This window comes from Bacillus manliponensis (assembly GCF_000712595.1).
Lineage (GTDB): Bacteria > Bacillota > Bacilli > Bacillales > Bacillaceae_G > Bacillus_A > Bacillus_A manliponensis.
The window spans coordinates 121,996-136,841 of the sequence record NZ_JOTN01000005.1 but is presented as its reverse complement, the minus strand read 5'-3'; the positions used below and the strand labels follow the sequence as shown (position 1 = coordinate 136,841).

Here is a 14,846-nt window from a genome sequence, read left to right as displayed (position 1 = left end):
CACTACCTATCAATTAGTTGAAAAGCACGATAGTAGTTGTCGTCCTTAATTTCGTTAAATAATTTTAATTCTTGACCATCATATTTTCCAGGGAAAAACATAATGACAGGAACTGTATCTACTGCACTATGTAAATTGTTTAATATGGTGTGGGAACGAATAATAGGGAACGCTTTCCCTATGCCAGTTAGGAAAACAATATCATTTGGCTCAATTTTTTCAGAAATATACTTCACAACCAAATCACTTGATAAAGTTAAACGTAATGCTTTCTTTGTTGCATTCAGTACAAATTCACTACCACGTTTTTCTTCCATCTCAAAATTCTTTTGTAAATAGCCTTTTTCAGCTAATATCTCTAATACAATTTCATATAAATCAAATTCACGAATGTACACAGATGAATTGCTCGTGTTAATACGTTCTTTTAAGTACTTAATCTGTAATCGAATAAGCATTTCATCTTGTGGATCATAATCAAAGATATAATAGCCAATTTCATTTCCTAACCCTTTACTCTCACGGAAATTAGAGCTTGTTATCTTTTCGCGAATCATATCTAAGCGCTGTTGAATACTTCTCATACCGTCTCACCTACCAATAAAGTGACAAATGCACCGTCGCCAATCTCTTTTAAATGTTGTTTTACATCATTACTCAAGAAAGGAACATTGATGTCACGTTCTCCTTTTTGATTTTTGAGGATACCAACCTCAAATAAGATACGAATAAATACTTGCTGCAACTTATAGAAGGTGTAATCCTTCCACCCCGCGACTACGTCTGACTGTTCTCGTTTGCGTAGGAAGAAAATATTAAAATCCTTATCTGCTAACAAGAAATCCCTTAGCATGTATTTATCTTTTATTACTTCGTCCATGAATTCGTAGAAGAGACGGTCTGTCTTTATGATGGTATACAGTACAATTAACTTACTTGTTTCTACATCACCATAAACAAGTTGTTTCATCAAAAATCCATCTAGAACTTGAAGCCTACTAGACACTATTGATGCAAACTCCTTTTTTCTACTTTCTGTTTTCACTTGATAGATATTTTCTTCGAGTATTAATTTTTTCACTTGTTCTAATATATTCCCTTCTACAACAAGGGTTGCAGCCTTTTTCATTTCTAAATAAAGTAATGGTCTTGCTTTAATTGTTGTGCTATATCTTAAATTTTTCATCATTATACTCATTCCTTCGGGCCACTTTTTATACCATAAGACTATCTTATCATTTCATCTACCTATATTGAACACATCATAATAATTTATATTTTCGCACAGATTAATAATGACTGAACAAAATACCACACTTGTTGCATAGATTTCTTATACTACTCTTTACCTTCTTTATATTTCCCTGTAGTATCATCTAGATACTCACCCATTCAAAAAGAGCTAAATAAATAGCCCTTAAGCCTTTAAGAGAAAGCTTTGGTTTGGAAATAATACAATTCATTAAAGATCCCTTTGTTCCTTGTGGTGTAACTAACTCAATTTGATTATTTGAGCGTCTGAATTTTAATTGATACATCTCTTAAATCGATCCCTCTAAATTTCATATCAATAAATATTTAATTTTTAAAATATATAAACATTCACATCTTTGGTTACTATAAATTTTTACTATCTCATTCTCAATAATATTGATAAGTAATATACGGATTTTTCTCTAATATAAATTCAGTGTTCATGGAGAAGTTTTAAGCATACTTTATTCTAAAGCAACAATAGTGCGTCACTTACTTATTTAAATATACTTAATATACAAAAAAGAGCCTTTGAATAAAAGCTCTTTTTTTCACCCTATTGAAATTCGCTTTTTCTCATCCATCATAAATAATATATAAGTAGTTCTAGATAAAAGTTCTCTTTTATGATTAGCAATCTCAGACTAAAAACTAGTTATATAAAATGTTGTTATACTCTTCTATTTGCTATCTTGTGCCTGATTATCTACAAAGCTCATTTTCCAACTAAAAAATTCATTCTCAGGATTTTTTTCATATCTCAATATCGCATCAAATTTATTTCCCTTTTTACTTGTTAAACCTTTAACTAACGCTTCTCCATCTTTTAACAACTTCTTAACCATTGTTTTCGTTGGCTTTTTCTTCATGGTTGCTAAAAATTTATCATTTTTCCAAATAACAAACTTGCACCCATTCTTCCAATCTGAACACCCAAAACCTTTTTGTCCTTCCACAATGGCGTTAGAACAAATTGGACATTTCCCTAAAACCTCTACCTCTTTCGGTTCTCTCGTAACATGGTGTAAGATAACATCTTGATCATTTTTAATCATTTCTACTGATTTTCTTGTAAAATCAAAGATAAAGTTTAAAAAGACACTTCGACTCACTTTCTTTTTTTCCATGTCCGACAGGGCTTTTTCTAATTTACCCGTAAACTCCAAGTCAAACAACTCTTTCACAGGAAATGTTTCTACAATTTTTCGACCTAACTCACTACATAATAAACTTTTATCTTTTGAAAAAATATAACCTATATCCTTCAATTTCTTAATTGTTTCCGCTCTAGTAGCTGGAGTCCCTATACTAAAACCACTTAACACAGCTTCTTCTTCATCATAGTTTTTTCCACAAGTCTCCATTACACGTAATAAGGTTTTCTCAGTATGATGCTTTGGCGGCTTTGTGACATGGGAAGTAACATCTGCATTTGTAATTTCCAGATTCTCTTTAAATTTCACAAATGGTAACATCTTGTCTTTGGATTCAATTTTCTCTACTTTACGCCAGCCTTCAACAATTTGAACACGACCTTTTGCAATAAACACACCTTTTATTGAGGAATCACTAATTTTAATTTGAATACGTGTTTCTTCATGCTCTGCTACAGGCATAAATTGCATGATAAAACGATTCTTGACTGCTGTATATACAGTTTGCTCGTCACTTGTTAATGATTTAGGAAGCACATACGTAGGCATGATAGCACTATGACTTTCAACTTTTGCATTATTGAATACTCGTTTTGTTTTAACAAAAGAGATTTCATCTTCGTATGGTAATCCTTTTTTTACTGCTTCTAAAACTTTGGCTGCTCGTCCGACTAAACTTTCCTCTAAAGCTGTACTTCCTGTACGGGGATAAGTAATATATTTTTTCTCATATAAAGACTGAGCTACTTTTAATACTTTATCTGATGTCCAGCCTTTATACTTACTTGTAACATATCCTTGTAAATTAGATAAATTAAATAGAAAAGGAGGATATTCTCTTTTCTGTTCAACCTGTTTATCTATAACTTCTCCTGAAGAACGTTGCAATATATTATATATTTCATCTAAGGTAGCCTTATTTTTAAACTTCTCCTCTTGCTCCTCCAGATAAGTTGCTTCAAATTCTTCTTCCCTTTGTGTTTTAAATGTAGCAACTAATTTGTAATAGTTCTCCGGTACAAACGTTTCGATTTCTTTATCTCGATCATAAATGATTTTCAAGGTAGGCAATAAAACGCGCCCAACATTTAACGCTTGCCCTTTTCCTTTTTGATACTTAAGTGTAGCAACAGAAGTTAAATTTATTCCAATCGCCCAATCTGCCCATTGTCTACTTACTCCCGCATCTTGCAACGGACGTAAATCCGAGTTTGGTCTAATTTGTTTTAACCCTGCGTTTACCTCATCTGGTGTCCATTCATTCAATAATAGACGATAGACTTGTTTCGGTGCTTTTATATTATAAATGACACTATCACCAATTACTTGCCCCTCACGGTCATAATCACATGCTGAAATAATAGAATCAACATCTTCTCTAAAAAGTAAAGAACGGATTATATTTAGCTGTTTTTTCGCACCACTATCAGCCTTATCTCTATCTTTCGGGCTGCTCTTTACTTTATATTGAAACTTCTCTGGAATAAAAGGAAAATTATCCATTTGCCATTTAGCCATTTTTTCATCATAGTCTTTTGCATCATATAATTGAAGCAAATGACCAAATGCCCAAGTAACAATATAAGTATTTCCCTCGTAATACCCATCATTTCTTTTTTTAATCTTTAATGCATCAGCAATGTTTTTAGCTACGGAAGGTTTCTCTGCTATAATTACTGCCTTCAAAATGAATCCCTCCTAAATAATATAAATAATTAAATTTAAAAGATTGGCATTGCTTCTACAGCATCTGTCAATTCATCAAAAGAATTCTTTAAATATCTCGTTGTAGTGGAAATATGACTATGACCTGCTAAACGACGAACTTTCTCTATATCGTTATTGGTTGCCTTTAACATCCATTTACAAAAAGTATGCCTAAACATATGAGGTGTTAATTTTTTATCTGATGTACTGTAATTTTCAATCATAGCCTGAATTCCACGAATTGAAAATTTTTCAGATCGTTGACTATAAAAAACATATGGTGATTGGTTAACTATCTCTTTGTCCTTTGCTATCTTATTTCTGAATTGAAGCCAGTCCAATACTTCATTATAAAGAAAGTTTGACATTGGTATGGTTCTTACCTTAGTCCCCTTTCCAATTACCCTAATCTTTTTTAAATCTAAATCTATATCTGTAATCTTTAAACTTGATAACTCTTCCACACGTAATCCTGCATAAGTGAGGATATAAATAATAGCTCTATCTCTCCGATACTTTTCTTCAGGATTTACTCCTCTAGTCTTTACAGGATACTTCCTCATTCGCTCCAATAAGGCTTCAAACTCTTTCTCTGTCAGCCACATGATCTTTTCATATTCTTCATCTGCTACTTTTAAATCTTTAATATCTGTCATAGGATTTACTTTAATATACTGTTCTCTTTCAGCCCAACTAAAATAACTCCTGAGAGTATTTAAACGACGATTTATCGTACTTACGGACAATGCTTTACCTTCTCGAGGGTTTAACATGTCTCTTATCCATTTTTTAATATCATTACTTATTACATAACTATCTGGATTTAATCTCATTTCTTGAAAGAAAATATGCAAATCGTTGATATAGGATAGTAATGTATTCTGAGATTTTCCTTTATCAATTAAATACTTACGATATTTATGTAGCATCTTCCCACCTTCTTATATTATATGCTGAGTTATAAGTAAACAAATTTATAAAAAATAAGCACTTTCCTATACATTATACGACGAGTTTAAATGCAATATCAATAGAAACTCAACGCATAATGTATATTATATGTTGAGTTTCTATTGATATTTTCGATTACAAAATTAAATGGTAACTGTGGTAAAATACGAAGTATTTTCAATACATTTAAAAACAAGATATATAAATATCATTAAATCTAAAAGCAACCGTTCGTTATAGGTACGAACGGTTGCTAGATTAATTTAATCTTTCTTCATAATTCTCCAATATTTTGTATCCTGAAGAAAGTAAACCTTTTAAGTATTCATCTTCTAAAAGAGTATTCAACACTTCTAATTTCCCTAAGTTTTTATATACACATTTTAAATCTATTACTTTTTCACCCAAGTATATTTGATTAATTGAGTCTATATAATCTTTAGTAATTTCCTTAAACTGCTCGTCTATTAAATCTTCTGATATTACTATACCCTCATTATTTTGTTCTACATTACCCTTAGACTGTATTTCCAATTCACTGTCTAATACTTTCTTTAGATAAAAATAAAATCCATTTCTATCTCTACATCTGTCAATCGATTTAATCACATTCAAGCTAAAATCCGATTCATCAAATTTATATAGCGATTTATAAAGAATGTAAATCTCCTCAATATCCAATAAAATCTCTTCACTTAGTAATGATTCCATTCTATTACTTGTTAATAAATATTCTTTTAATGTCTCAGGTAACTTTATGCTATTCATGATGTCATTCATACTCAAATTATCATCCTTTTTTCTATCTAAAAACTATACTCTAATATTATAGACTAGAACCCTCTCCGTGACTATAGTCTACAATCATTCAATTAATAAAAAAACAGCACCCATTTTGTAGACTATAGTCTGTGGAGTTAAAGAAACACCTCTTCCAAAATTATTGTATAAACATAGGGAGAGTGGTTTCTTGAATATCGAACAAATTTTTGGAACTGTCTTGCAGGAACATCGTCTTAGCTCAAAAATGAGCCAAGAAGAATTAGCATTTAATTCTGGGTTAGACAGGACCTATATCAGTCTTTTAGAAAGAGGAAAAAGAAAGCCAACTATAAACACCTTATTCTCATTAGCTGGTGCTTTAAATATTCATCCTTCTCAGCTAATTAAGGAATTAGAACAAAGGTTATCAGAGGGGCAACTATAAAAGGAAAGCAAATACAACCTTTTCTTTTCCTAATAGTATATACAGTATTAACCTTGAACACAAAAACCTCTAAATCCAGCCCCTATTCTCCTTATTTATAACTCTCATTTGTTTATTGCAAAACGAAAGTGCAGAATGTTGCAGAACTGCTATTCACCGATATACAACACGGCTTTACTTGGAGTGGCAGGCATGATAAACTTGTGCGAAACCTGACACTCCTTTTATAGCTGGGTTCTTGGCAGGAGAATCATACCTGTAGAGGCTCCGAGTCAAGCCATCCCTGATTCAACATAAATGTATATTTAATCTCAAATATGAATTCGATATACTTCACAACTCTGTACTTTTCCGTTACAAAAAACTCCCCTTATGTGGGGACCCCGCAAAGCAAATAACATAAAACTGTCGCTTTGAAATAAAGTCGTACCGTTATTATATTATCAAGACCTAAATTGTAAAAAGTCATAAAAAATAAAGGACGATACATATTAGTCATGTCTAATATGTATCGTCCTTTTACTTCATGTTCAACAATCGCGCCCGATTGTTGAACATCATATTAGTATATTGAATAGTATTCTTGTACTGTGCAGTAGTTATTAAACAAGCAGCTTATTGGTCTATGGAAACAAGTCCACTATCTTGAGGAACATCTTCTTTAGTAATTATCATCAACGATTCTTTAGCAATATGCCCCGGAAATTTCGACAGTCTCTTCGACTGATTAAGTGTTATATCATCAAATAAATTCCGAACAAGACGACCATTTGAAAAGTGTTCATCTTTTTCATTTAATTTCGTTTGCAGCAAATCGCGGACTTTTTTAATCGCTTGCTCATCGGCAATATAGTCATTTTGTTTGCAGGTGTAAGTGAATATTTGAACAAGCTCATCTAGTGAATAATCACTAAATGAAATATAAGTATTAAATCTTGACTTTAATCCTGGGTTGGATTCAAAGAACTGGTCCATCAAATCTGTATATCCAGCTACTATTACAACGAGGTCATTTCGATAATCTTCTAGAGCCTTTGTTAGCTCAGTAAGACTTTCTCTCCCATAACTATCACTATGATCATTCTCAGTTAGACTATACGCTTCATCAATAAATAGGACTCCACCTTTAGCACGATTAATTAACCTTTTTACCTTGATTGCTGTTTGTCCTTGGTACTCAGCAATTAAATCAGTCCTACTCGCTTCAATAAATTGTCCTTTACTTAATAATCCGATAGCTTTATACATCCTCCCAACAATACGAGCCACTGTAGTTTTAGCTGTGCCGGGATTACCCAGAAATGCCATGTGCAAAGTTTTGTTAGACTTCTTCAATCCGTTTTTCACTCGTAATTGTTGTATTTGATTATAGTCAATCAAATCACGGACTTGTTGCTTTACATCTTCTAGTCCAACCAGTTCGTCTAATTGGTTAAGTAGCACATCAAGTGAAACATTTGAAGACTCTTTCAAGTCTTGGATAAGACCATCAACTTTTGATGCTCCTAGATATTTATATAATGTCTCAATAATTTTTTCTTGCTTTTGCTCCATTCTGGGTAAAGATTGTTTCTTAGTTAAGATACCTAGGTTTTTAATGAGCTCTAGAACAGCTTTATCAACTTGTTCGTCAGTTATTTCTTGAGCTAATCTTTCCAATTCAGATGTTTGTCCTAAAGCAACGTCTAACTGCTTAGCTTCTTTCATCAGCTGGCGTTTGTAATGCTCTGAAATCATCATAGCACCCCACTTATTATCAAAAGCACTAAAACACATGTTATAGCAATACTAGCAAATGAAAAAACTCGAGTAGTCTTCAACCCTTTTGTTAAGCTTACTGTCAACAGATTAAGCTCTCTAATCTCATTTTTTGCCTTTGACAATTCAGATTCAAAATATGAATTCATACTTACTGCTTGTTGCTCAATTCCAACGTTGAGTTCCTTAATAGCATTTTCAAAATCTGTCTTGTTTTTTCTGACTTCGTTAGTTGTTGAAACGAGTTTGGCATCAAACTCTGAATTGTTTCGAACGACTTTATTTGATAAGATCTGGATATCATCCTGAAATAATTGTTTTAAATCACCGAGTTTTTCTACCTGATTAGCAACTTCTTTATTTAGTGTTTCGATATCAGCCTTGTTTACTGTATTAATTGCTTCGATTTTAGATATGCTATTATTTTGGTGTGATACCAGTTGTTTCACTGTTTGATATTGCTTAACTTGGTTTTCTTTTATTTGATTCATATGATCTTGAAAATCTGACTGTGAAGATAACAATGATTTCGTTTCATTAATCAGGTCAGCTAATGTCAGTTCGTGAGCTTCAATCTTTGCTTCGATTGCTGTAACATTATCTTGCATTGTTGAATAGATAGCAAAAATTGTATCCACGTCTGATAAGTGTTCTATTCTCTCAATCTTTTCTTTAAAGTTTTGCAGAACCTGAATTACCTGTTTTTGTTGATTAATGATTTGTTTAATCTCGTCTTGATTTGTCTCAACGCCTTCTATTCCCTTTAATGCTTTTACATTTGCTTCTTCAGCTGCTTTTAATGAGATTAAAATTCCCTGAATGTACTCTTTATCTAATGCAGAAAAAGTATCGTAAATCGTATTAAACTCTTGAATCGTTCTAACAAGAACTTTATTCTGCTCAATCATTTTATCTTGAATACTTTCAGTAAGCCTGTTTAAGTCACTACCCGTCACATCGTAGTTAAACCACCCAAATAACCCTCCCGTAACTGGGACACTAGGTAACTCTGCTTCTTTAGGCAGTTTCTCACTGAATGCTTTTAACTCATTTTTCTTTTTATTGAAACCCTCACCTCTGGTAGACACTATCATTGTCTGTTCATTAGTTGAGGATTCCTCTCTAGTCATTACCTTTGTCATTTCTCATCACCTTTAAAGTAAGCCTTCTAAATCTTTTTGTATTTGAAGTAGTTCTCTCTGATTTTCAGTAATATTGTTCTTGTTTTTAGAACTACTAGCATGATTATCATCAAATATCTTATTAAGCGATTGTCGCATTATGTCCTTTGCCAATACGTGATTCTCTGAGATTTCGTTCATAACATTTTCTTTCAATGCTACTACACGATTTTCAGCTACAAAACGTTGTACTTGTTGAAGATTCATAATCCCATTTTTCTTATCGATAATTTGTTGGTCCTTTTCTTCTTTTACCTTTTTGGCGATAAACTTATCGATAAGATTTAACACGATGGCACCAACTAATCCAGATACTAAACTTGATAAGAATAAGCCAATCATATTAGCAAGAGATCCTATTAGAGGGATCTCAATTTGCATTCCAGGAACGGTTAGTAAGAATTTTTCAAAAACCTCTCCTAAAAAAATCGCACTGCCGCCAACTAATCCAACAGTTATGATTTTTCCGACTTGTGCTACCTTTGCTGAGAACGGTTTGTCCTTATTCTTCTTATCACGAAGATAATTAACTGCATCTATAAGAGAATATACCCCTTGCTTAATTACACTTACCAATTTCTTAAAAGTACTTACAATAGGACCGAAGATTTCAGAAATAATGGTACCAATTAATGTTGATGCTCCCGTTTGAATGAAACTGAAAATCTTGGAAAAGAATGATTTAATCGATTCACGCATCTCAGATAAGAATCCATTAAACGACTTAGATCCCGCCTTAAAAAAACGGATTAAGCCGTTCATAATTTCCTTCAACAATGTAAAGAGTGCTGATACAGCCATTACCTTTAAGGCATCTTTCCCTGCTTTTTTGCCAACTTCTTTTGCTGCATTAACTGTAATATCTTTATTAATTGCTTTTCTTGCTTCTTTATCAGCTTTCATCATAGAATCATCATCAGCAGCAAACTTATCCTTTAATCGTTTATCATTTTTTTCTTTTTGTAAACGTTTATCAACATCTGACATGTTTGATTCATCGATTTTTTTATTTGCCCTTTCGTTTTGTTTAATAAGTTCTTTTTCTCTAGCCTCGCGTTTTTCTAAATATTCTTTGTTGCTCTTTGCACCTTTGCTTTTATTTAAAGATTCGTTAGTCGCCTTTAGATTTTCTTCTTTGTTGGCAAGATCAGCTACACTTAAATTTGCTTGCTTTCTTCTTTGATTTTCAAATAATTCTTTTCTAGATACTACATGGTCTAAATTAGCATTTTCATTATGCTTTAAGTTTTTCCCTGTATATTCATCCTTTAAAGTGCCGGCTTTTTGTTTTTCCTTCATTGCCTCATTGGCATCTTTGTATTGTTGGTCTTGCAGTACCGAATTAGCAATATCCTTATATTGTTGAGGATGCTCTCTATCATATTTTTGAATTAATGTCTCATTCGTCATGTCAAGTCCAATTTGATTCCCAAACTGTTTCCAAACTTCATCCAATACTACTTTTCCTAAAGAATCAGGATCTGCTATCGATTCTCTTTCGTTTTCCAGTAGTTCTAAATCAGAAAAGCTGTCCTCTAACTGTTTTGATAAGAAACCTTCTACTTCTTCAAAATCAAAGTCAGTTTCAATATTATCAATTTCCATATTTTGATTTGCATTCTTATTAGCCATAATTTTAAACAGTCCTTCCAAATAAGTTCAATAAGAATTTTGGTAACAATACCACGTTTTTATGCTTTCTTGCGTGTTTCTGACTGATCTGAGCATTTCCCAAAATGAAAGGAAAAGAGATATTTTTACACTGTCCACTTCTTGGCGCTTGCAAACAACAATGTACTCTTCACCAGGTTGTGGTTCTATTACACCTGCTTGTGATGGAGACCAATCAATGTAATTGCTCTTGAATTTGAAGTCGCCTGTTTTAAGGTTCTCATCCCACAGATGGTACGTGATATCACCAGATTTACGCTTACTTATGCGCTATATTAATTTAATCCTTGTAAACTAGTTTACAAATATATCTTCGCTTAAATTCTGTTAACTTTAAAAGTAAAAACTCAAATAAATTACCCATAGTAAGGATCAGAACACTATTTCGAGAAAATTGTACTTTTAGAAACAAATTAATCGATTCCCTATACGCTAAGGAACCGATTATTCATTGTACAAAAAATACTAATTTTCGCTACAAAATATAAGTAAAATATTGTTCTTTGAAATAAATGTAAGTACAATTTTGTCATTAAAAAGAGACAATATTTTACTTACATAATTAATAAAACCATTTTAATGTGTTCCTAGTAACCTAAAATATCTTTCCATTTTTCAGTAGCTGCCATTGCATTTGCTTGGCTCAATCTCTTTCCTAACATCTTAAAATTATGACTTATCTGCTTTCTTTCCTGACTATTACTTCCACCTAAATATCCATCTACATGTATTGATTGTCCTGTACTATCCTTAATCGGTCTTAGTACAGCTTGTTGAACATGTTTACAAAAATGTTCAGTCATTCCTTTATAGGTATTTTTACCAGTATACTTTTTAAAAGCATCAATTCCTAGAGACTCGATATGATATCCTGATAACCTCTTATTTTTAGGAAAAGTATCATTTATTCCTTTAAATAATTTAATTAACGGTACTACCCTTCCACTATTGGCCTGATTAACTTTTGTTAATTTAGTTGCAAATTTCTCAGGTTTTATGACATTACTCCATTCGTTTTTACCTGGTTTAGCAATTTTATAACCTGTGGCTGTTTTAATGCTAGGGAGTAATTGAATCTCACTTCCACTAGAAAATTTAACAGTCACAGCTAATTTACCTACTGAAACATTTGTTTTAGGCAATCGCTCTTGAATTTTCTTAGCAAAATGACTTAATACTTCTTCGGGCTTCGCATTTATAAAAGAGCTTTTATTTATTCTTACTAACATATCTATATCACTTAAGCCATTTGTATAGGTATGTTTACTTACAGAACCTCCAAATTTCAATTCATAAATATCTTCACTGTCTTTTTCTAAAGCTTTTTTCAAAGTATCTAAGTGTTTATTAACTTGTTCAACATTCCGATTGTTAATATCTTTGAATAGTGATTGCAAAAATTCATTTACTTCTCTTTCATAATTCAGTTGTTTCTCCCTTTCAATTCGCTCAGCTTCTAATTCTTGTAAAGATTTAGTTGGTATACTGTATCCCCCATTACTCCCACCCATTTTATTTTCCCCCTATCGTTTCTCCTACACGTTTTATTAACCCTTTAAGTTGTTCTGTTATTCCCTCTTCTAGACCTAAGGTACTCCAATCATATTCTTCTGAAAACTGATTCATTTTATCAGTCAATCCAACTAACAATTGTAAATTTTCAGAGAAGGTGAGCGCTCTTACTTCAGAATCTTCTTTATCCCATTTCCCACTTGAAATAGCAGAACTATTCAGATAAGAAGGTATGTTATTTTCAAACGAATATCTTAACCAAGATAGACCATCGAATATATCGGCACCACACATATAATAAGCAAGTATATTCAATGGGTCTAAACACCCAAAAATATGAATAGGCGTTTGTATATTTTCTTTTTCTAATTCAAAACGAATTTTATATATATTAGTACATCTTTCTAATATAGAATTTCCTAATTCTTTTTCTGTGAATCCAATAATAGAAAAAGACGACATTAAATGTATATTGTTACAAAAGTCACTAATATCTATAAAAGAATGACTTCCATTCGTTGGTTTACATAAAAAATCACTTAAGAAGTCAGGAAATAACCCGAAAAACTTTTCTGCTCTTTCAACTTGTTCAGACAATGCGAACTTCTTTTCATGATCATAATTTACTAACACTATATTCCCTAGTAAATCCACCTTCTTAATCTCTTCCAAATGCATCTCTTCAGTCCATTTTTCAGGGGTATATTTACCGCTATAAACATTAGACAAATCATGTTCCTGATCTCTTTCATATCCCCCACTGTCTACAAATAATATATCTGATTCATATATTTCTAACGGATTGATATAGTCATAATATAAATCGTAAGCACTGACCAATGATGCTAATGTTAAATTACCTTTCATATATGGATATATTTTTTTAATGTCTCTTATACCCTTACTAGAAAATGAAGGTACTAATATCGGCGTACTCAATTCACTTCCTTTTATCACCCTTCTTTTACATTGATCCTGATAACTCACTTAGTATCCTCCTATCTTTGCACGAAAGGCATTCCCCACATGGTTCCTCATCATTAAATTCACAACTATAAGTTAATTCAATTGGAACCTGATTCCTTAAACAAAATTTCAATACACTTCTTTTGTCATATAATAAAAAAGGAGCTTCAATAATAACTGTTCCGGCAAAATAACCATCCAATATTTTCTGACAGTCGTTAATAAAAGTCCTAGTACAGTCATAATATGGCGTTCCAGAATGAATACCTATTCCGATTTTCGAATAAGTTTTTGGCAATAAATTAGAGGCAGCTAATATAAAAAGTGGATTTCTAGCAATAAATTCTCCTTTTATGTGATTAAATGAAAATCCAAAACTTTTACTCTCAATTTCTATATCATAATATTCACCTATTTTTTTTACTGCCTGCTCTTCCTTTTTGCATGCCATTTGTCCATAATTAAAATGAATTCCTTTTATATTAAAACCTTGTGATACATAGTAATGAATTAATGCCGTTGAATCAATTCCTCCACTAGCTAAAATTAATATCGACTTACTATCCCTTCTATCAACTAAAATTACTCATCATCTCCTGATTCTCTTTTTTCCTTATCTACTAATGTTTCACTGCTTTGATTCTTGCTTTTTTTATAAAATTCAATTCTCTTACATATTTTAAATAACCAAATAAACAAAAACGGGTTTTTCTCTAATTCTTTGCTAATTTCTATCTTTATAAATAATCTTTGTTTTGCCTTATAAAATGCTTTATCCGTTAATGAAAGAGCATTTTCATTTATCATGTTGTATTGCATTGTTACTTTATCTATGTCTTCTTCTGATATTTCGGGTAGCTTTTTTATTGCATCTGTATTACGTATAAAGCTTGTTAATTGTTTTGCTGTATTTTCATGACCTGAAGCTTTATCGCTGAGTTTACCAAACTCTTCTATAACAGTTAGTATGAAAATTAAAGATGCAAACAATCCTACAAATAATGTATATCCTTCCTCCGATATCTTTTGAAATATAGGCTTAAAAGTTGTAAATTTAGCAAAAGTTAAAATAGCGACAATTGAAGAACCTATTAAAATGATAGCGTGTAGCACATTACTCAAAATTCTATATCTATTGAACAATAAATAGTGAGCATTCCTTGTTACTTCTGATTTTCTTAATATTTTTTTCAAATATTCCTTTTTTGATTCTTGATTCATTGCTATATCCACCTTCAGATTTTTAAATACACATAAATTATACCACATTTTAACATATACTGGATTAGAATTGATTTGAGGCTTCTAATCTACTTCTCTTTTATACTTATTCTAACTAAACATTATTACGTCATCTGAATTATTCACTTTAAATTATTTTGAAATAAATATTATCTCATAGATCCTCCTTCACTCTTCATTTTTTTATATCCATTTTATTAAATAAAAAACGTTTCTAAGTACGTTTTTTATTCTGAATCACTT

Annotated in this window: 13 protein-coding genes; 1 reads left to right on the top strand and 12 read right to left on the bottom strand. The window is 31.7% G+C overall.

Annotation, left to right across the window (positions count from 1 at the left end; all coding sequences use genetic code 11):
- Positions 1–2: 2 nt before the first annotated feature.
- From BAMA_RS08120 to BAMA_RS08100, 5 genes are all read right to left on the bottom strand, one after another.
- On the bottom strand, positions 3–584 hold the full coding sequence (locus BAMA_RS08120) for a DUF1788 domain-containing protein (RefSeq protein WP_034638123.1): 582 nt from the start codon (positions 582–584) through the stop codon (positions 3–5).
- On the bottom strand, positions 581–1,189 hold the full coding sequence (locus BAMA_RS08115) for a DUF1819 family protein (protein ID WP_034638384.1): 609 nt from the start codon (positions 1,187–1,189) through the stop codon (positions 581–583). Before BAMA_RS08115 ends, BAMA_RS08120 begins: the two co-directional genes overlap by 4 nt.
- Before the next feature lie 745 nt (positions 1,190–1,934).
- Positions 1,935–4,094, bottom strand: a complete 2,160-nt coding sequence (locus BAMA_RS08110; protein ID WP_034638122.1) for a type IA DNA topoisomerase — start codon at positions 4,092–4,094, stop codon at positions 1,935–1,937.
- Positions 4,095–4,129: 35 nt separating this feature from the next.
- Positions 4,130–5,044, bottom strand: a complete 915-nt coding sequence (locus tag BAMA_RS08105) for a tyrosine-type recombinase/integrase (RefSeq protein WP_034638120.1) — start codon at positions 5,042–5,044, stop codon at positions 4,130–4,132.
- A gap of 280 nt (positions 5,045–5,324) precedes the next feature.
- Entirely contained in the window at positions 5,325–5,846 is a 522-nt protein-coding gene (locus BAMA_RS08100) for a hypothetical protein (RefSeq protein WP_034638118.1), read from the bottom strand.
- Positions 5,847–6,036: 190 nt separating this feature from the next.
- On the opposite strand from BAMA_RS08100, the gene BAMA_RS08095 reads away from it, so the two are divergent.
- Complete coding sequence (locus BAMA_RS08095; RefSeq protein ID WP_034638115.1) at positions 6,037–6,273, top strand: helix-turn-helix domain-containing protein; 237 nt, start codon at positions 6,037–6,039, stop codon at positions 6,271–6,273.
- Positions 6,274–6,888: 615 nt separating this feature from the next.
- Here the strand turns inward: BAMA_RS08095 and BAMA_RS08090 are convergent.
- From BAMA_RS08090 to BAMA_RS08060, 7 genes are all read right to left on the bottom strand, one after another.
- The gene (locus BAMA_RS08090; RefSeq protein WP_200874668.1) at positions 6,889–8,013 is read right to left on the bottom strand and encodes an AAA family ATPase; all 1,125 of its coding nucleotides are present in this window, start codon (positions 8,011–8,013) and stop codon (positions 6,889–6,891) included.
- On the bottom strand, positions 8,010–9,173 hold the full coding sequence (locus tag BAMA_RS23455; protein WP_051758897.1) for a hypothetical protein: 1,164 nt from the start codon (positions 9,171–9,173) through the stop codon (positions 8,010–8,012). The genes BAMA_RS08090 and BAMA_RS23455 overlap by 4 nt, the downstream gene beginning before the upstream one ends.
- A 12-nt stretch (positions 9,174–9,185) precedes the next feature.
- On the bottom strand, positions 9,186–10,844 hold the full coding sequence (locus tag BAMA_RS08080) for an AI-2E family transporter (RefSeq protein WP_034638112.1): 1,659 nt from the start codon (positions 10,842–10,844) through the stop codon (positions 9,186–9,188).
- A gap of 626 nt (positions 10,845–11,470) precedes the next feature.
- Entirely contained in the window at positions 11,471–12,394 is a 924-nt protein-coding gene (locus BAMA_RS08075; protein WP_034638109.1) for a CBASS oligonucleotide cyclase, read from the bottom strand.
- A 1-nt stretch (position 12,395) separates the two neighbouring features.
- Entirely contained in the window at positions 12,396–13,382 is a 987-nt protein-coding gene (locus BAMA_RS08070; RefSeq protein ID WP_051758896.1) for a hypothetical protein, read from the bottom strand.
- A complete protein-coding gene (locus BAMA_RS08065) occupies positions 13,360–13,908 on the bottom strand; it encodes a 7-cyano-7-deazaguanine synthase (protein ID WP_265182709.1) in 549 nt (182 codons plus the stop codon). Before BAMA_RS08065 ends, BAMA_RS08070 begins: the two co-directional genes overlap by 23 nt.
- A gap of 35 nt (positions 13,909–13,943) precedes the next feature.
- The gene (locus tag BAMA_RS08060; RefSeq protein ID WP_034638104.1) at positions 13,944–14,582 is read right to left on the bottom strand and encodes an SLATT domain-containing protein; all 639 of its coding nucleotides are present in this window, start codon (positions 14,580–14,582) and stop codon (positions 13,944–13,946) included.
- Between the last annotated feature and the right edge of the window lie 264 nt (positions 14,583–14,846).